This window comes from Actinopolyspora alba (genome assembly GCF_900112765.1).
In the GTDB taxonomy this organism is placed as follows: Bacteria; Actinomycetota; Actinomycetes; order Mycobacteriales; family Pseudonocardiaceae; genus Actinopolyspora; species Actinopolyspora alba.
Genome location: NZ_FOMZ01000005.1, coordinates 174,119 through 191,064, shown reverse-complemented (window position 1 = coordinate 191,064; position 16,946 = coordinate 174,119). Strand labels below are relative to the sequence as shown.

19 protein-coding genes are annotated in these 16,946 nt (G+C 69.6%); 13 read left to right on the top strand and 6 right to left on the bottom strand.

The window, feature by feature from the left end:
• Nucleotides 1–57: 57 nt before the first annotated feature.
• From BM150_RS09015 to BM150_RS08995, 5 genes are all read left to right on the top strand, one after another.
• Nucleotides 58–663 (top strand): DUF3558 family protein, encoded by a 606-nt coding sequence (locus tag BM150_RS09015; protein ID WP_092926008.1) that lies wholly within the window; start codon nucleotides 58–60, stop codon nucleotides 661–663.
• Between the two features lie 139 nt (nucleotides 664–802).
• Complete coding sequence (locus BM150_RS09010) at nucleotides 803–1,132, top strand: hypothetical protein (RefSeq protein ID WP_092926006.1); 330 nt, start codon at nucleotides 803–805, stop codon at nucleotides 1,130–1,132.
• 127 nt (nucleotides 1,133–1,259) lie between these two features.
• Nucleotides 1,260–2,243: a WXG100 family type VII secretion target gene (locus BM150_RS09005; protein WP_092926004.1), complete on the top strand. Its 984-nt coding sequence runs from the start codon at nucleotides 1,260–1,262 to the stop codon at nucleotides 2,241–2,243.
• A 49-nt stretch (nucleotides 2,244–2,292) separates the two neighbouring features.
• Nucleotides 2,293–2,727, top strand: a complete 435-nt coding sequence (locus tag BM150_RS09000; protein ID WP_092926002.1) for a hypothetical protein — start codon at nucleotides 2,293–2,295, stop codon at nucleotides 2,725–2,727.
• A gap of 10 nt (nucleotides 2,728–2,737) precedes the next feature.
• Nucleotides 2,738–3,214: a hypothetical protein gene (locus BM150_RS08995; protein ID WP_139219488.1), complete on the top strand. Its 477-nt coding sequence runs from the start codon at nucleotides 2,738–2,740 to the stop codon at nucleotides 3,212–3,214.
• A gap of 91 nt (nucleotides 3,215–3,305) precedes the next feature.
• On the opposite strand, the gene BM150_RS08990 is transcribed toward BM150_RS08995, so the two are convergent.
• Together BM150_RS08990 and menE are read right to left on the bottom strand one after the other, a co-directional pair.
• Nucleotides 3,306–4,178: a 1,4-dihydroxy-2-naphthoate polyprenyltransferase gene (locus tag BM150_RS08990; RefSeq protein ID WP_092925998.1), complete on the bottom strand. Its 873-nt coding sequence runs from the start codon at nucleotides 4,176–4,178 to the stop codon at nucleotides 3,306–3,308.
• 111 nt (nucleotides 4,179–4,289) lie between these two features.
• Complete coding sequence (menE, locus tag BM150_RS08985) at nucleotides 4,290–5,495, bottom strand: o-succinylbenzoate--CoA ligase (RefSeq protein WP_092926283.1); 1,206 nt, start codon at nucleotides 5,493–5,495, stop codon at nucleotides 4,290–4,292.
• Between the two features lie 193 nt (nucleotides 5,496–5,688).
• Here menE and menD point away from each other — a divergent pair, with 193 nt between their 5' ends.
• Entirely contained in the window at nucleotides 5,689–7,407 is a 1,719-nt protein-coding gene (gene menD / locus BM150_RS08980; protein ID WP_092925996.1) for a 2-succinyl-5-enolpyruvyl-6-hydroxy-3-cyclohexene-1-carboxylic-acid synthase, read from the top strand.
• Nucleotides 7,408–7,493: 86 nt separating this feature from the next.
• On the opposite strand, the gene BM150_RS24080 is transcribed toward menD, so the two are convergent.
• Nucleotides 7,494–7,661: a hypothetical protein gene (locus BM150_RS24080; protein ID WP_175496742.1), complete on the bottom strand. Its 168-nt coding sequence runs from the start codon at nucleotides 7,659–7,661 to the stop codon at nucleotides 7,494–7,496.
• A 145-nt stretch (nucleotides 7,662–7,806) separates the two neighbouring features.
• On the opposite strand from BM150_RS24080, the gene BM150_RS08970 reads away from it, so the two are divergent.
• Nucleotides 7,807–8,097 (top strand): hypothetical protein, encoded by a 291-nt coding sequence (locus tag BM150_RS08970; RefSeq protein ID WP_092925992.1) that lies wholly within the window; start codon nucleotides 7,807–7,809, stop codon nucleotides 8,095–8,097.
• 33 nt (nucleotides 8,098–8,130) lie between these two features.
• Here BM150_RS08970 and BM150_RS08965 read toward each other — a convergent pair whose 3' ends face one another.
• Nucleotides 8,131–8,376 carry a hypothetical protein gene (locus BM150_RS08965; protein WP_092925990.1) on the bottom strand — a complete coding sequence of 82 codons (246 nt, stop codon included), beginning with the start codon at nucleotides 8,374–8,376 and terminating at the stop codon, nucleotides 8,131–8,133.
• Between the two features lie 154 nt (nucleotides 8,377–8,530).
• On the opposite strand from BM150_RS08965, the gene BM150_RS08960 reads away from it, so the two are divergent.
• Nucleotides 8,531–10,051 carry a M1 family metallopeptidase gene (locus tag BM150_RS08960; protein ID WP_092925988.1) on the top strand — a complete coding sequence of 507 codons (1,521 nt, stop codon included), beginning with the start codon at nucleotides 8,531–8,533 and terminating at the stop codon, nucleotides 10,049–10,051.
• Nucleotides 10,052–10,276: 225 nt separating this feature from the next.
• Nucleotides 10,277–10,477: a PqqD family peptide modification chaperone gene (locus BM150_RS08955; RefSeq protein ID WP_092925986.1), complete on the top strand. Its 201-nt coding sequence runs from the start codon at nucleotides 10,277–10,279 to the stop codon at nucleotides 10,475–10,477.
• Nucleotides 10,478–10,519: 42 nt separating this feature from the next.
• Here BM150_RS08955 and BM150_RS08950 read toward each other — a convergent pair whose 3' ends face one another.
• Nucleotides 10,520–11,665, bottom strand: a complete 1,146-nt coding sequence (locus BM150_RS08950; RefSeq protein WP_245755376.1) for an isochorismate synthase — start codon at nucleotides 11,663–11,665, stop codon at nucleotides 10,520–10,522.
• A gap of 485 nt (nucleotides 11,666–12,150) precedes the next feature.
• Here BM150_RS08950 and BM150_RS08945 point away from each other — a divergent pair, with 485 nt between their 5' ends.
• The 3 genes from BM150_RS08945 to BM150_RS08935 all read left to right on the top strand — a co-directional run bounded on the left by BM150_RS08945 (nucleotide 12,151) and on the right by BM150_RS08935 (nucleotide 14,642).
• Nucleotides 12,151–12,645 carry a DUF3592 domain-containing protein gene (locus BM150_RS08945; protein ID WP_245755375.1) on the top strand — a complete coding sequence of 165 codons (495 nt, stop codon included), beginning with the start codon at nucleotides 12,151–12,153 and terminating at the stop codon, nucleotides 12,643–12,645.
• 167 nt (nucleotides 12,646–12,812) lie between these two features.
• The gene (gene paaC, locus BM150_RS08940) at nucleotides 12,813–13,763 is read left to right on the top strand and encodes a 1,2-phenylacetyl-CoA epoxidase subunit PaaC (protein ID WP_092925982.1); all 951 of its coding nucleotides are present in this window, start codon (nucleotides 12,813–12,815) and stop codon (nucleotides 13,761–13,763) included.
• Between the two features lie 234 nt (nucleotides 13,764–13,997).
• Entirely contained in the window at nucleotides 13,998–14,642 is a 645-nt protein-coding gene (locus BM150_RS08935; protein ID WP_092925980.1) for a hypothetical protein, read from the top strand.
• Nucleotides 14,643–14,657: 15 nt separating this feature from the next.
• On the opposite strand, the gene BM150_RS08930 is transcribed toward BM150_RS08935, so the two are convergent.
• Nucleotides 14,658–15,497 carry an inositol monophosphatase family protein gene (locus tag BM150_RS08930; RefSeq protein ID WP_092925978.1) on the bottom strand — a complete coding sequence of 280 codons (840 nt, stop codon included), beginning with the start codon at nucleotides 15,495–15,497 and terminating at the stop codon, nucleotides 14,658–14,660.
• Between the two features lie 548 nt (nucleotides 15,498–16,045).
• On the opposite strand from BM150_RS08930, the gene BM150_RS08925 reads away from it, so the two are divergent.
• Nucleotides 16,046–16,741, top strand: coding sequence for a demethylmenaquinone methyltransferase (locus tag BM150_RS08925; RefSeq protein WP_092925976.1), 696 nt, complete (start codon nucleotides 16,046–16,048; stop codon nucleotides 16,739–16,741).
• Nucleotides 16,742–16,946: the final 205 nt, after the last annotated feature.

Here is a 16,946-nt window from a genome sequence, read left to right as displayed (position 1 = left end):
TCTCGAGAAATCGCGGAGGCGCCGCGAAGTGTGGCGGTCTAGGGCATCCTGGGGAGCATGTCTTGTGCTTCTGGCGTCGGCTCCCGGTTCGGACGCACCGGGATGTCCCGCGTTTCGGTCTGCGCGGGCGCGCTGCTGGTGTTCCTGGGCGGCTGCGGCGGTGGCGGCAGCACCGATACCGATACCGATTCCAACGGCACCGGGGGAACGTCGAAACCGGCGCCCTCGTCCTCGGCCACCCCCACCACTCCGGCGGAGCAGCGCGACAAGCTGGCCGAGCTCTCCGCCGAGCGGATGTGCTCGCTGGTCGAGCCCGCCGAGCTGCGCGAGCCCGCGTTCGCCGTGGGCAACGGCAAGGCGGAGGAGGTCAGTTTCGATCCGCCGGTGCGCGGCTGCCGCTTCCCGGCCGAGCAGGACAGCGAGGCCGACGACTCGGTGCTCCTCGCCGCCCAGCCCGACGGTTTCGACCAGCTCGGCAGTGAACGGGTCTCCGACTTTCCCGTCGCCGCCAGCAGAACCTCCTACGCCAACGACTGCACCGTCTACTCCGACGTGACGGGAGCCACCCTGCAGGTCGTGGTCAGTGACCAGGATTCCGGCACCGAACAGTGCGAGGCCGCCGAGCGGATCTCGCGCCTGGTGCTGGACTCCGTGGCGCACTGAGCGGAAAGCTCGATCCACCACCGACTCGAAAAATCGGTTTCTCCCGGAACCGTCAGCCGTGCGGTCGCGTCACAGTCGTAGTCCGAACGAGTGAGAAGCATCCGGCCACGTCCGGAACGGCTCCGCAGAGGGGGAAACGGTGTCGGAGAGAGTCGAAGCCGTACCGTCGCGGCTCCGCGACTACGGCGGTCTGTTGCGGCGCAACGCCGAGTCGTTCAACGGTATCGAGAGCTACGCCAACGAGACCGCTTCGGACACCAGCGGTTTCACCGGCGTCATGGCGACCCTGATCCCGGTCGTGCAGGGGGCCACCGCGCTCTACTCCGAAACCCTGCGACTGGCGCACGCCAAGCTGCTCCGGGTCAGGGAGGAGCTGGACAACACGGCCGCCGAGTACGAAGAACGTGAACGCGAGATCGAGCAGCTGCTCAGCGGAATAGCGACCGCCCTGAGCGGGATGCGGCCCTGACCGCTCGGCGTCAGAAAGATCGACAGCGCCGGGTGGCCCCACCGCGTCGGGCTCCGCAAGGAGCGACCACGGGAGATTTCCCGGGGCCGGTGCGAGCCATTACGGGGCAGTCGTACGAGGGGGACGAATGGCATTCGCCGATGTGGACGATCCGATCGCGAAGCTCGAACAGCGCACCGGGCAGGCGGACTCGGAGACCCTGAAATCGGCCATCCAGGACGCGAGCTGGCAGGTCCAGGGGGTCAACTGGATCTACGAGCAGGTTACCGGGCAGAACCTGGTCGAGTCGTTGATCTCGCCCATCACCGGTGACTTCGCCAAGATCGAGCAGAACGCCAAGGCGTGGAACGACATCGGCGAGTCGCTGCGGGCGGTGCGGCGCAACCTCAATCACGGTGTCAGCGATCTGCGGCAGAGCTGGGACGGCGCCGCCGCCGCGGCTTTCGAGTCCATGATGGTCGGTGGCTGGACGGTCGCGCTGGAGGCCGACGCGGCGGCGGCCGACCTGGTGAGCACGGCCTTCACCAAGGCCGCCGACACCTCGAAGATGCTCTGCTCGAAGATCCTGGAGCTGATCGACAAGCTCGTGAACCGGCTGATCCAGGCGGCTTGCACGGCCTGGGTACCTGTCGGGGGCTGGGCCAACGCGGTTCGCATCGTGATCCAGTGCGTCGACATCGTGTTCATGATCATGGACATGATCCAGGCGATCATCCGGATCTACCAGGGCGTGAAGCAGGTGATCGAGGGAGTCAAATCCACCGGAACCTCACTCGCCAGGATTCAGGAGGTCGCCAGTGGCGGTGGTCCGCGCGGTACCGGTGACGCCGTCAACGTCGCGCTGGACCGAACACGTGAGCTCACCGGTGCCGTGTCCGGAGCGACGGACGGGATCAACCAGGTGAGCGAGGGCGCGACGCAGGTGCGCGGTGGGGCCTCCGACGTGCGACAGACCACCTCGGACATGGGCGGGAACGGAAACACCACGGTGCGACAGGGCAGTACGGAGCAGCGGGCCGGTGCGCGACAACAGCACGGAACCGATTCGCCGGAGCGGTCCGGCGAGCAGCACGGTTCGGGTCGCCGCACGAGCATGGCGGGAAATCTGTGACGCCGGACCCCACCGAACCCGTCGAAACCGGCGAACCCGAGGTGAGGACTTGCAGGACTGGAAAACGCGGGAGATCCGCGACGCGGAGGCCGCACTCGACGAAGCCGTGGCCGACGCGGAGCGCGTCGCGGCGCGTGCCGAGGAGATGAACGGCGAACTATCGGAAGCGGAGCTCTCCGAGGAGCAGACCGAACGGATCGAACAGCTCGTCCGGCGGGGCGAGGCGCCTGCCGGGATCGCCGAGTTGCAGCGGCGCATCGACGAGGGGGAGTTGAGCTGGCAGCAAGTGACCAGCGGCCGGGCGATGGCGGACGAGGGGGTGCGGCGCGCTTTCGAGGCGGGTGTGCCTGCCATGCGGCAGGTCAAGGAGATGCTGGACGAGGGGCACGAGGCCACCGAGATCATCGCCAATGATCCGAACCGTTCCCCGGAACAGGACGACGAGGAACCGCCTGATTCGTTCCTGCGGAGCGGTAACTGGTGAGTGAGGACGGATGTTACGGAAAGCAGTGCTGTACCTGGCGATCGGCTGGATCGTACTCGTGGTCGCCGGGTTCGGGGTGCTCTACGGGGCCGCGACGCTGAACGCCACCACGGTGCACTCGGATCGCGGGGTCACCGAGGAGAACGCGGACGAGTACCGCTGGAGCGGTAAGACCATCGCGCTCACCGACAACCTCAGGAAGAACGGATGGGCCAGTTGCGAGGTCGTTCCCGACAGCGGCGAACGGCGCGACATCCGGAGCCCGCGCGACGACTCAGCCGTCTCCTACCGGCAGTACCAACCGTGGTTCTCCGGCACAGCCACGGTGACCTGCGGTGAGAAGGTCACCATCAGGTCGGGTGCCACACTGGCGATGTACAAGCTTGCGACCTCGCGGCTGGTGTGGTTCGGTTCCGCCGCGATCGCCGCGATCCCGCTGGTGCTCGCGCTGATCCGGCACTACGGGTTGGTGCGCGTTCGGCGGTGACGCGTTCTCGGTGGCGAGCGGGGTGCCCGGTTCGGCAGTGGAACGCGACTTTCAGGACCCCGGATGCCGGTCCTTCCGGCATCCGGGGCTCTCAACCGATCGTCAGCCCCACCGCGGTCGCCACCGCCCACAGCAGCATCGCCAGCCCGGTGTCGCGCAGCACCGGAAGCAGGCTCAGCCCGGTGTCGCCGCGCGTCACCCGCCGTATCGGCGATATCACCAACGCCAGCGCGAGGTAGCCGAGCAGGGCGGGCGTGATCCGCAGCCCGGTCAGCGTGGTGATCAGGAACGGCGCCAGCACCAGGGTCACGTACAGCGTCCGGGTGTCCCGGTCGCCGAGCAGCACCGCCAGCGTGCGCTTGCCGCTCTGTCGGTCGGTGGGGATGTCCCGCAGGTTGTTGGCCACCAGCACCGCGCTGGAGAACGCCCCCATCGCCACGGCCGCGCCGATCCCCGAACCGTTGATGCTGTCGGCCTGCACGTACATCGTCCCGAGCACGGCGGCCGGACCGAAGAAGCAGAACACCGCCAGCTCGCCCCAGCCCGCGTAGCCGTAGGGATGCTTGCCACCGGTGTAGAACCAGGCTCCCGCGATGCTGACCGCCCCCAGCGACAGCAGCCACCAGTGACCGCTCAGGTAGAGCACGGCCAGCCCGGCGATCGCCGCGATGCCGAAGCAGCCCAGCGCCACTCCCAGCACACTGCCCGGACGTGCCGAGCCGGATCCCACGAGCCGCTGCGGCCCGGTCCGCACCTCGTCGGTGCCTCGGATGCCGTCCGAGTAGTCGTTGGCGAAGTTGACCCCCGTGATCAGGGACAGCGCCACCACCAGCGACAACAGCGCCAGCGGGAGGTCGAATCCGGCTGCTCCGGCGGCGGTGGCGCTACCCGCGATCACGGGAGCCACGGCGTTCGGCCAGGTCCGGACCCGAACACCTTCAACCCATTCAGCGACTGAGGCCATGCGGCAATCCTCGCGCACCGGTGATCCGTGATATCGCCCCAGGGTGTCGCGCCTGATCTCGGTCACCGATCGGTGACGATGCGCGACGTGGCGCGCACGAGGGGCGCACGGTCAGCCGAACAGCTCCAGCAGCGCCCGCTTGTCGGGTTTGCCCGGACCACGCAGCGGCAGTTCGTCGAGCACCACGAACCGCTTCGGGGTCGCCGCCGCGCCGAGACGCTGTCGTACCCGCCTGCGCAGCTCCCGCTCGTCGGGTGCGCCGCGCTCGGGAACCACGGCCGCCAGCACGGCCTGCCCCCACTCCGGGTCGGGACCGCCGAGCACGCACGCCTCGCGGACGTCGGGGTGCTCGGTCAGCGCGCGTTCCACCACCGCGGGCACCACCTTGACGGCGCCGGTGACGATCATGTCGTCCGCCCTGCCCAGCACTTCGAGGTGCCCGTCGCGCCACTGTCCGACGTCACCGGTGCGGAACCAGCCCGCCTCGAACGCGGCCCTCTCGGGGGTGTGGCTGCTGGGGGAGTGGCGATAACCACGCGCCAGTGTCGGGCCGGACAGGCTGATCCGCCCCGGCTCCGGGGAATCGATGTGAACCCCGACACCGGGCAGCGGGGTGCCGTCGTAGACGCAGCCGCCCGCCGTCTCGCTCATGCCGTAGGTGGTGACCACGTTCACCCCCGCCGCGCGCGCCCGCTCCAGCAGGTCCGGTGCAGCCGCCGCACCGCCGAGCAGCACCGCGTCGAAGGTACGCAGCGCCCGGAGCCCGCGCGGATCGCTCGCCGCGTCGAGCAGCCGCCCCAACTGGGTGGGCACCAGCGCCGTGTAGTGCCGGTGTTCGGTTCCCAGCAGCGGCTCGGCCGCGTCGGCGAACACCTCGGCGGTGAACCCTTCCCGAGCGTCCACGGCTCGCGGGGTGTGACCCGCCACGATCGAGCGGATCAGCACCTGGATTCCCGCGATGTGGTGGGCGGGCATCGCCAGCAGCCACTGGCCGGGGCCGCCGAGGCGATCGTGGGTGGACCGGGCGGAGGCACGAAGCGCGGACGCGGGCAGCAGCACCCCCTTGGGCGCGCCGGTCGAGCCGGAGGTCGCGATCACCAGACTGGTGGGATCCGACTCGGAGTCCTCGACAGCGGCCAGCGGCTCCCCGGCGCCGAGCGCACGGGCCGTTTCCTCGGCGGCGGGGTCGTCCGCCGCCAGCGGCAGCAACGCCGGGCCGGTCCCGTCCAGCGCGTTCCGCAGCTCCGCGAGCACCGCCGTCAGCTCGCCCGGATCCCGGGGAATCGTCAGGGTACGGAGTTCTCTGGCGCTGCTCATGGCCTCCATTGTCCGCCCGGCCCGGCCGCGGTTCCGCCGTCCCCGCTCCCGGCGCCGTGCCGGCCGCAACCGAGGTCCGCCGTGCTCCGCTGTCCGGGTTCCCGAGCGGCCGAACCTGCGAAAGCGGAGGTGAGAAGGTTCTGTAGAGTGACGAGCAGTCCACCGCAGCTCTCCCGGACACCGGGGTGATCCATTGAATCCCGCGACGGCCCAGGCCGAGGTGCTCGTCGACGAGCTGGTGCGCAACGGGCTGCGCCACGCCGTGCTGTCCCCGGGGTCGCGCAACGCCGCGCTGGCCTTCGCGCTGCACCGCGCCGCGTACCGACGACGTCTCGCGCTGCACGTGCGGATCGACGAGCGCAGCGCGGGCTACCTCGCCCTCGGCATCGCCGCGGCGAGCGGGGAACCGGTGGCCGTGGTCTGCACCTCCGGTACCGCCGCGACGAACCTGCACCCAGCCGTCACCGAGGCGGGCCACGCGGGGGTGCCGCTGCTCGTGCTCACCGCCGACCGTCCTCCCGAACTCCGCTCGGCCGGGGCCAACCAGACCATCGATCAGCACGGGCTCTACGGCACCTCGGTGCGGTGGTTCGACGAACTGGCGGTCGCCGAGAACCGTCCCGGACAGCACGCCTACTGGCGCGGTCAGACCTGCCGGGCGGTGCGGGCGGCCCTCGGCGGTGCTCGCCCGGCCGCGCCGGTGCACCTCAACCTGCCGTTCCGGGAACCACTCGTGCCCGACGAACCGGCCGCGATCGTCCCGACCGAGTCGGACGGCGAGCTCGCCACCGACCGACCGGAGTGGTGCGAATCCCTGGCGGGACGCCCCGGCGGGCGCCCCTGGACCGAGTTCGCCGAGGCACCGCGCGAACCCGCCCGGTACCAGCCCGACTCGCCGTACGGGCTGGTGCTGCTCGCCGCGGACGGCGGGGAGCACGATCTCGACTGGGCGAGACGGCTCGGCTGGCCGCTTCTCGCCGAGACCGGAGGCGTGGGCCACGGTGGGGAGACGTTGCTGCCCACCGGGATGTGGCTGCTGGAACTCGCCGAGTTCGTCCGCGCCAACCGCCCCGACCTGGTCGTCTGCGTCGGCAGGCCGACGGTGTTCCGGCAGGTGCAGCGGTTGCTGGCCGACCGAGAGGTGGAGACGGTCCTGCTGCACGGGCGGTCGGACACCTGGCCCGCGCCCGCGCACGACGTCTCGCTGCTGGCCGACTCGGTGGAGCCAGCCGGGGTGACTCCCGACCCGGCGTGGCTGGACGCGTGGTCGGCGGCCGACCGGAAGGCGGGGGAGGAGCTGGCAGCCGCGCTCGACCGCGAGTCCGGTTCGCACGGCCTCGTCGTCGCCGCCCGAGTGCTCGACGAGATTCCGGCCGACTCGACGCTGGTCGTGGGATCCTCGAACCCCGCACGTGACGTGGCGCTGTCCGCCAGAGCGCGCCCCGACGTGCGGGTGCACCGCAATCGGGGCGTGGCGGGCATCGACGGCACGGTCTCCACGGCGCTCGGCGTGGCCCTGGCTCGTGAGAAGCCCACCTACGCGCTGCTGGGCGATCTCACCTTCCTGCACGACACCAACGGCTTGCTGCTGGGGCCGCACGAACAGCGCCCGGACCTGACGATCGTGGTGTGCAACGACGACGGCGGCGGGATCTTCTCGCTGCTGGAGCAGGGGGACCCTGCCTACGCCGAGACGTTCGAGCGGGTCTTCGGCACCCCGCACGGCACCGATCTGGCAGCGCTGTGCGCGGCACACGGGGTGCCGCACCGGTCGGTCGGGATCGACGACCTCGGTGATGCGCTGCGGTACCGGCCCGGGTTGCGGGTGGTCGAGGTCCGCACCGCGCGTGACGGGCAGCGCGAACTGCGGGAACGGCTGTCGGAAGCCGTCGCGTCCGCCGTGCTCGGCTGAGCGGAGCCGAAGTCAGCGAACGAGTCGGACCTCCACGCCGGTATCCAGATCCTTCCAAGCCCGATCAGCGGTGACGGCCGGGACGTTCAACCGGGTCGCGACGGCCAGACATGCGCTGCCTCCGAGATCTCGACAGCGGCGGCTGTACGGCGTTCGGCCAGCGGTTCTTCTACGGCGGATTCTCCGGCGCTCCAGGCCGCTGCCACGTCCCGCCGGGTTCGTTCGATCAGATGATCGCGGGTTTCGGTGACCACGCGTCCGGTTTTATCGAATTCGCCGGGCGGTCGGGTGAACACCCCTCGTGTCGGAGCGGTGTCGGTGCGAGACTGTCGGATCACGGGGGTGCCGTGCCGCTGAACGCGCGGCGCCGACAGCCAGAATCCGACCACGGGAGTAGCGATGCCCCGGCTGTACACCGCCGAGGAGATCACCGACCAGCACTACGAGCCGATCGTCGACCAGGAGCGGGGCACCGTCGGCTACGAGGTCTACGTCGCCGGGGACCACCTCGGCAGCGTCATGTACAACGTCGATCCGGCCGGATGGATCGCCTACACCACCTACACCGACGTGCCGATCCCGCACCGGCGCGGCCCGATCGCGGGAACCAGCATCGAGGCCGTGCTCGACCTGCTGCAGCACCTGCGCGATCACGACCACATCGGACCGGCCATGCCCGGCAAGGAGTGACGGTTTCTCGCGCACCCGGTGTCCCGAGGAATGTCACCCGCTCGTGTGGTCCTGGCGTGTTGCCGTATCCGGATTCGTTTCCGGAGCGCGTTCCCGTATCGCCGACTCGATCCGCAGTCCCGTTCCCAGCACGCAGAGCAGCAGGGCCACGACGTAAGGGCCTGCCGCGGCGGGACTGCCGCCCGACAGCTGTATCGCGGTGACGACTCCGGCCGCGAGCAGGGCGGTGTTCCCGATCGGACGGACGCTCGGGGCGGTTCTCCGTGTGCTGTTCGACATGCCCGCATTGTGTGTCCGAGCCTCCGGGGTCCGACAGGATCCGCCCCCACGGTTCGATGTTCGGCCGGTGCCCGTTGATCCGGTGCTGTCCCGCTTCGCATGCGTATGATCACTGGTTGTGTTCCGGATCGAGCACCGTGTTAGGAGTTGTCACTTGTTGCGGAGACGAGCGCTACGCACCGCTGTCGCCACCTGCGCCGCGACGGCCGTTCTCGCGGCCCCGGCCCTGGCGGGAACCGGCGGCGCGGGCGCACCCGGCGTCGGCGATTCGTACTACCCGGAGGCGGGCAACGGCGGCTACGACGTGTCCCACTACGACATCCGGCTGCGCTACCAGCCGGAGAACGACCTGCTGCGCGGCACCACGACCATCGTGGCCGAGCCGACCGAGGACCTGAGTTCGTTCAACCTGGACTTCGCGCTGAAGATTCGGTCCGTGCGGGTCAACGGAGCCCCCGCGCGGGTCGAGCGGCAGGGTGCCACCGAGGTGACGGTCACGCCGAAGCGAGCACTGCCGGAGGGGAGCCTGGCCACGTTCGTGGTCAGCTATGCCGACAAGCCCTCCACGGTGGAGGTCAACGGGCAGACCCCCTGGAAGCGCACCGAGAACGGTGCCGTCGCGGTCGGACAGCCCCTGATCTCCGAGTGGTGGTTCCCCGGCAGCGACCACCCCTCGGACAAGGCGTCCTTCGACATCTCGGTGGCCGTGCCGAACGGAACCGAGGTGCTCTCCAACGGCAGGATGACCGCTCGTGTCCGCCAGGGCGACTGGACCCGCTGGAACTGGCGCATGCCCAGCCCCAGCGCCACCTACCTCGCGTTCCTGGCCATCGGGCAGTACGACGTGCACGGCAAGAAGGGCGCCTTCGACCAGCCGATGATCACCGCTTACGCCGACGGGCTCGGTGACATCAAGGGGCCCGCCGAGGCCAGTCTGGAACGCACCCCCGAGATCCTGGAATTCCTCTCGGGAATCGTCGGACCGTATCCGTTCGAGACCCAGGGCGGTGTGGTGCCCGCCGAAGGACTCGGTTTCGCACTGGAGAACCAGACCAGGCCCGTTTACAGCCCGAACTTCTTCCGGATCGGTTCCAACACCTCGGTGGTCACCCACGAGCTCGCGCACCAGTGGTTCGGTGACTCGGTGGCGTTGGAGGACTGGTCGAGCATCTGGCTCAACGAGGGCTTCGCGAGTTACGCCGAATGGCTGTGGGCCGAGCACGAGGGCAACGGAACGGCTCAGGAGCTGTTCGACCACTACTACTCCTCCTATCCGGCCGATTCGCCGTTCTGGCAGGTCACGCCGGGTGATCCCGGTAAGGAGGACCTCTTCCACGCCTCGGTCTACAACCGTGGGGCCATGACGCTGCACGCCCTGCGGAATCGGATCGGCGACGCGAAGATGCTGCGCACCGTGCGGACCTGGTTCGAGCGGAACCGGGGCGGCAACGCCACCGTGTCGGAGTTCATCGAGCACGCCGAGCGCGTTTCCGGACAGCGGCTGGACGGCTTCTTCGACGAGTGGTTGTTCAGCACGGGCAAACCTCAGGTGGGCAGTGCGACCGGGGTTCCCCGAACCGCCGCCGCGCGGACCGCGGAAGCGTCCGCACCGAAGGCGGTCGAGCAGCTGAATCACACGCACGAGTTGCTGGCCAGGATGCACAACCGCGGCTGAACCCGCGGGTTCCGTCACCGTCCCCGCTCGCACCGCGCGGGCGGGGACGGTTCTTCGCGACCCCCGCGACATCGAAGCGAGTCGTACCTTCGCGTGAATTCCGGTGCGGCGGCTTTGCGGTGCCCGGAGACCCCGCTAGCCTTCGAGTGAAAGGACCGGGTCGGTCCGCTGTGGATTCGCGGAGCCGTGTCTTCGGTCGGGCGGGCTCGTGGAGGTCCGAAGAGGATGTTGTTGCACGACGAGGAGTCCGGACAGCTCAACGCGACCGGAGCCAGGGTGTTGCGCGATCTGCTCAACGGCGAGGATCCCGAGCGTGTGACGGAGAAGCTGATCATCGCCTACCGGGCGGATCCCGGTGCGGCCGCCGACGACGTGGACGCTGCGCTGCGGAAACTACGCGCCGCGTACCCGATCGAGCACGAGTGAACACCCCGCGGAAGGAAGCTCGGCGTCGACGACCAGCCGCGCTCAACGTACCCCTTCCAACGCCTCCCGAACGGGGAGAAGTTTCGCCTCCGCCTCGGTGACCTCGGTGTCCGGATCGGAGTCGGGGACCACGCCGCAGCCCGCGAACAACCGCGCCCGCGACCCCTCGCCGGAGTGCCACGTGATCCGTGCACAGCGCAGTGCGATACCGAACTCCCCGTTGCCGTCGGCGTCCACCCAGCCGACCGGTCCCGCGTAGCGCTCTCGGTTCATCTCCTCCAGCTCGTCGATCAGTTCGATCGCGCTCGCGGTCGGGGTGCCCCCGACCGCGGCCGTGGGATGCACCGACTGCACCAGCCGCAGCAGTCCGGCGTGGCCGCTCTGCGCGAGCATCGGGTCCAGTTGTCCGGAGACGTCCGAAGCCAGGTGCATCACGTTGCGCAGTCGCAGCACCTCGGGAGTGGTGGGCACGTCCAGCTCCTTGCAGAACGGCTCCAGCCCGTTCGCCAGCGAACGCACCGCGTAAGTGTGCTCCCCGCGGTTCTTGGCCGAGCCCAGCAGCTCCGACATCAGCTGCCGTTGGGTGCGACCCTCGTGCGGCCAAGCCGTCCCGGCGAGCACCCGGGAACTCACCTCGTTGCCGTTGCGCTGCAGCAGTAATTCCGGAGTGGCTCCCACCAGCCCGTCCACCGCGAACGTCCAGCACCCGGGGTAGCGCTTGCCCAGGTTGCCCAGCAGGTAGCGCGAGTTCAGTGGTTCCGATGTGGTGGCCAGCAGATCGTGCGCCAGCACCACCTTGCTCAACTCGGTCGAGCCGCGCATTCGGCGTACCGCCTCGGCCACCGCCTGCCGGTAACGCGTGGTGGGGAACTCGCCGTCGCTGTAGCGGATGGTGCCGGGAGCCCGGGCGGGAGTGACACGGGAAAGCCGCCGGTCGTGCTCACCGATGGTGGTGATCCAACGCACCCCGCCGCGCTGTCCCAGCACGACCTCGGGGACTATCAGCACCGAGGAGCCGGGGTCGTCGCCGAAGGCGATGCTGGCGAAGGCCACCGGACCCGTCCCCGGCAGCTTCACCTCGTCGTCGACCTCCATCCGAGCCGCCAGCCGCTGCCACCGCTCGTCCGCCGCCACGAACCGCTCGCCGCCCTCCGTCTCGATGCGCAGTGCTTCTCCCCAGCCGACCAACCCTTCACCGTGTCGCGTCCAGCAAAGCGGCCCCGAATCGGGTGATATCCCTTCGGGCAACAGGTCCAAAAGATCGTAGTGTCCCTCTGGAGACGGAACCCTACGTGTGCGGACAGTCAGATTCTGCTGGAAGTGCTCCACGTTTCGAGGGTAGGTGTCCTGCGACTCTGTCGGGTGACACCCGCCTCGCGCGTGCCCGCCGCCACCTCGGAGGTGTCGGCCGTCACGGGAAGCGCGCGCCGTACGTCGCGACGCGAAACGGGGTGGCGCGTACGTGAAGTCGGTCCTGACGCGCGGAGCGCGTCGCGGAACCGCCTGGTCGGGCGAGCCGGTGACCTGCTCGGAACAGTGTTTTCGATTACCCGCACGAGCGGGCGGGAGCTCCGCGGGGAAAGTCCTCGTGCCGGGGAGGGCGGACCTCGCCCCGGGTTTTCGAACGGGTCGTCTCGTGGTCCGGTTCGCCGGGCGCACTACAATCACTGGTCGTGACTGGCGAGACGCAATCGGAGCGGACGGTCGGCACCGCGGAACCGAACAGCGCCGACAACCGTTCGGGAACGCGGTGGTTTCCACGCGGGTTCCGGCGCCTCGCGCCGTCGCTGGTGCTGGCGGTGGGTGGTTTCTTCACCGCCCTCGGGCTGGCGTTGCTGCTGGCCTGCCACATCGACGACCGCAGCATCGAGCAGGACATGGGAACCGCCTCGGCCGAGGTCGTGGAGAAGTCATACCTGCGTACCGTGGTCCGGTTCAACACCGACAGTGGTCGGGTGTACACCCCGCCGAACGGCGTGCTCTACCCCGTGGGGTTGCAGGAGGGGCAGCTGGTCAGCGTCGAGTTCGACAAGGGGAACCCGGATCTGGTGCGCGTGGCGGGCAGGAACATGTCGGTGGCGCTGCTGCCCGTCGGCAGCGCGCTGGCGGTGCTGTGGGCGATCGTGCTGCCCGCTTACTGGCTGACGCGGCGCACTGTCCGCGCTTGAGGCGCCCCGACTGTTCTTCACTCTATTGGGGGTATCGCGTTGCGGTGGGAGAATGGCGGTGTGACCCGGCGCTGACAGCCGAACCAGTGCCGACGGCCGGAGTGGCATCCCGCGGTTCGGGCTGAGTGGACCGGAGCCGAGCGGACCGGGTCGGAACGGGGGCGGCCATGGTTACTTCCGGAATCGGCGACGCACCGAGGTGGTTCCCCTACCGGCGGGGAGCTCGTGAAGGCGGGGGCACCGCCGCGCCCGAAGACATTTCGAATCCCCTCGGTGAGCGGCAGCGTTGGACCGTGCGGGCCGCGGGCACCCCACTGACGTCGACGGATCGCGGCGTTCCGGACGATGTTTCCGCGGCCGATCTCTCGGTCTACTGCATGATGCTCGGCGACGACGCTCTCGTGCTGGCACGACGTCAGATCGGTTGGTGCCAGCACTCCCCCGACCTGGAGGAGGACTGTGTTCAGGTCGGCATACTGCTGGAGTTGCTCGGCCACGCCAGGGAGCTGTTGCATCGCGCCGCGACCGTGGAGGACAGCGGGCGCGACGAGAACCTGCTCGCACACGAACGAGGTGTGGAGGAGTTCCGCAACGTCCGGCTCGTCGAGCTCGATTGCGGCCCCGGAGCGGGTGGGGACTTCGCCGTCTCCATCGCCAGGCTGATGGTCTGCGCGGCCTGGCGAACCGCCCTGTTCGGCAAGCTCGTCGCCAGCCGTGACCCGGTGCTCTCGGAGCTGGCGCGGGTGGCGCTGCCGGAAGTGCGCGGACATCGCGATCACGCCGCGCAGTGGGTTATTCGCCTCGGCGACGGCACTTCCGCGTCGCGGGAGCGGATGAGCACCGGCCTGGCCCGGGTCTGGCCGATGACCGGCGAACTGTTCGTCCCACACCCCGTGGAGCGCAGGCTGGCCGACCTCGGCTTCGCGGTGGATCCGGCCGGGTTGCGCACCGAAGTGGCGGCGTTGCTCGACGAAGTGCTCTCGGTGGCGCGACTGGAACCGCCCGACGCGCGGGTCTTCCACGACGACGTGGAGCCGCTGGGGCGTACCGGTGTGCACACCACCGCGCTGGAGTTCCTGCTCGCCGAGATGCGGCAGTACGAGACGGTCGAGGCCTGAGCGGCCGTCCGGAACCCGAGAGCCCATCGGGAATCCGAGAACCCTTGGGGGACTCCGCCGGTCGGTATTTGAGTACTTTCCCCCAAGCGAACCGGACCGCTCTCCGGGCACACTCTTCGAGTGGCGTAGTGCGCGCCTCGGGAGTCCTCGTGGAGCGGAGCTTTTCACCCGTTCCGGTCAGGAGGAACCCCGGTACACGGCCAGGGGGAGTTCGAGCGAAGGGCACCGCGGGAAATGGGCGGATTCTGGACGCACCTGATCGTGGCGTTGGCCGCCGGCGTGCTCGGTGTGCTCCTGGGGGTGTTGGCTCGACGTTCGACGAGCGCGCCTCCGGTCCCCGAAGAGCCGCCGAAGACCACGCCGGGAACCAGCACCGACGCCCGTGTCGGGCTCGAACACGCGCTGACCGAGCACCGCGACGCGTGGCTGTGCGAACTCAACCGGTGCGAGCAGGCCGTGCACCGGGCGGTTCGAGCCGCGGACACGGTCTCCTCGCTACCGGTGCGTCGCGGGTTGCGGCAGGTCGTTTACCGCATGGACGCCGAGCTGCCCACGGTACGAACGCTGGTGCAGCTCGCCCGTGAGCTCGATGCCGGTGACTCCGCGGTCGCCACCGCCGATTCGACACGGCGCGTCGCGCTCCGCAGGATTCAGGAAGGCGTCGTGATGGCGGTCTCGCGGTTCACCGAGCTGGGAGACCAGTTGGCAGGTGTGGTCGCCGAGTTGGCCGCGGGGGCCGACCAGGAGCACGCACAGCGGCGAATCGCCGCGTTGCGAGAGCGCTTCCCCCTCTTACCCGCGATGTCGGCGATCCTGGAGGGCAGGGTCGGTTCGGGTGGAACGCCCGAGACGACCTCGCTGGTGAGGGCGCGGGCCTGAACGGTGGACTGTTGGTCAGTCCGCTTCCGATGCGTACCACCACCACCCGAACGCGGTCTCGGTGACCCCGGGAGCGGCCACCAGGAGACCGTCGTGCGGCAGCGAGGCGGGCCTTCCGTAGCTGTCCAGCACGTTGGCCCCGGACTCCACGGCCAGGGCCAGCGCTCCCGCCACGTCCCACTCCCCGTAGGAGGGAAGCACGGCGGCCACCGCCTGCCCGAGCGCCACCTGCGTGATCGCCAGCGCGGGTGAGCCGAGAACCCGAACCCCCACGTGATCGGCAGCGGCGTTGGCTATGAACCTGTCCATGCCTCGCCAGGGGCCGCACCTGGTGAACTCGGTGCAGACGATGCTCGCCCTGGGGGAGCGCGATTCCGTCAACCGCACCGGTTTCCCGTTCGCCCGCATCCCCCGGTCGCGAGCGGCCGCGTATATCTGCGCCCGGTAGGGATCGGCCACCACACCGACCACGGGGCCCTGTGCGTCGAGCATCGCCAGGCTGTAGGCACACCAGGGCACCCCGGCGACGTAGTTCGCGGTGCCGTCCACCGGGTCGACCACCCAGCGGAAACCACCCTGTCCCTCGCCCAACGCGGCCGCGTCGAACTCCTCGCCGTACACCGGTATTCCCGGAAAGTGCTCCGCCAGGATTCTCCGGGTGTGGCGTTCCAGGGTGCGTCCCACATCGGTGACCCAGTCGAAGGGGGAGTCCGGCTCCGACGGTGGTGTGTCGTGTCCCGCCGTTGCCGTGATGACATCGGCCGCTTCGTTGGCCAGCCGCCCCGCGGTCTCCAACGCGCGTGAGATCAGGGCCTGTTCCGCACGGCCGGTCTTCGGGGGAGGCGAAACACTCATACCGCACCATTGTGGTCGCTATGGGTAACCGGCAGGCCAATTGCGTGTGGACGCGCGGCGATGCTCCGGTCAAGAATCCCGTGCGGCGTACGGAGCGGTGCGGAGTGGTCCGGGCCGACTGGCCCACACGCAGTGCGTGCCACGCCCGATCGGACGAGAGGGATTCTAATCGCTCGGCCCGGGACGCGGTACCGCTTTCGGGGGCAGCGGCGTCAATTTCTCGCGAAATCGCCGGGCCCCCGGTGCGGCGGCACCGGATCGGATCGCCGGAACCACACCGGAGCGCGGTCACCACCACGCCGCCCGGCTGCCGTCAATTTCTCGCGAAATCGCCGCGCCGCTGGGTGGCACGGTGCCGGGCTCCCAACGCCCTCGCGATCGGCACCGCCCCGGGCTCTCCGGTGCGGCTCTCGCGAGGACTGCCCCGACGTTGTGTAGGTCGCCACCCGATGTCGGGGGCACCCCGAGGCGAGAGCCGTGCCGAAGGTTCCGCCGAACCACCACCTGCGGAGGCCGAGTCGCCGAACTCCTACTAGTAGGCTGCGGGTGTGTCTCGAGCCGGCCTGGACAGGAATCCCCGTGCGGTAGCGGCGATGTTCGACGGCGTCGCCCGTGGCTACGACCGCACCAACACGGTGCTCTCCTTCGGGCTCGACCGCCACTGGCGGGACGCCACCCGCCGGGCGCTCGCGCCCGCACCCGAGGAGCGGATCCTGGATCTGGCCGCCGGAACCGGAGTCTCCACCGCCGAGTTCTCCCGCGGTGGTGCGTACTGCGTGGCCGCCGACTTCTCACTGGGGATGCTCGCGGCCGGGGAGCACCGGGAGTTGTCGATGGTGGCCGCCGACGCGCTGCGGCTCCCGTTCGCCGATGGTGCCTTCGACGGAGTCGCCATGTTGTTCGGACTGCGGAACCTGGCCGACACCGAGGCCGGGCTGCGGGAGATGGCCCGCGTGGTCCGGCCCGGTGGCAGGTTGGTGATCTGCGAGTTCTCCACTCCCACCAACAGGTCGTTGCGCGCCGCCTACCGCAACCTCGCGTTGCGCGCGGTTCCGCCGGTCGCACGGACCGTCGCCAGCAATCCGGACGCCTACGTCTATCTGGCCGAGTCCATCCTCGCCTGGCCCGATCAGCGGGAGCTCGCCGCTACGATCGCCCGTTCCGGCTGGTCCGAGGTGGCCTGGCGGGATCTCACCGGTGGGATCGTAGCCCTCCATCACGCCCGCAAACCTGAGGTCGAGTAGCGGGCTCTGTTCGCGTGGTCGGGTAGCCGGCACGTGAGTCGGCGTCTTGGGAGCGTTGGGCCGGCTCTTGAGTAGCGACCTACGCGGCGAGCGGCCCGGCCTCGCGATGCATCCGACTCACGCACCGGGGACACCCGCGCTGCGTAACCCCGAATCATGGACTCCTCGGCCCGGTGGTCGTGGGTGGTGCTGTTGCGGAACCTCT

Bases quoted from the DNA above. Each gene is read 5' to 3' on its own strand.
- BM150_RS09015 (WP_092926008.1), top strand. From the start codon at position 58: ATGTCTTGTGCTTCTGGCGTCGGCTCCCGGTTCGGACGCACCGGGATG.
- BM150_RS08930 (WP_092925978.1), bottom strand. From the start codon at position 15,497: ATGAGTGTTTCGCCTCCCCCGAAGACCGGCCGTGCGGAACAGGCCCTG.
- BM150_RS08990 (WP_092925998.1), bottom strand. From the start codon at position 4,178: ATGGCCTCAGTCGCTGAATGGGTTGAAGGTGTTCGGGTCCGGACCTGG.
- BM150_RS09005 (WP_092926004.1), top strand. From the start codon at position 1,260: ATGGCATTCGCCGATGTGGACGATCCGATCGCGAAGCTCGAACAGCGC.
- BM150_RS08970 (WP_092925992.1), top strand. From the start codon at position 7,807: ATGCCCCGGCTGTACACCGCCGAGGAGATCACCGACCAGCACTACGAG.
- BM150_RS08935 (WP_092925980.1), top strand. From the start codon at position 13,998: ATGGGCGGATTCTGGACGCACCTGATCGTGGCGTTGGCCGCCGGCGTG.
- paaC (WP_092925982.1), top strand. From the start codon at position 12,813: ATGGTTACTTCCGGAATCGGCGACGCACCGAGGTGGTTCCCCTACCGG.
- BM150_RS08965 (WP_092925990.1), bottom strand. From the start codon at position 8,376: ATGTCGAACAGCACACGGAGAACCGCCCCGAGCGTCCGTCCGATCGGG.
- BM150_RS08995 (WP_139219488.1), top strand. From the start codon at position 2,738: ATGTTACGGAAAGCAGTGCTGTACCTGGCGATCGGCTGGATCGTACTC.
- menE (WP_092926283.1), bottom strand. From the start codon at position 5,495: ATGAGCAGCGCCAGAGAACTCCGTACCCTGACGATTCCCCGGGATCCG.
- BM150_RS08955 (WP_092925986.1), top strand. From the start codon at position 10,277: ATGTTGTTGCACGACGAGGAGTCCGGACAGCTCAACGCGACCGGAGCC.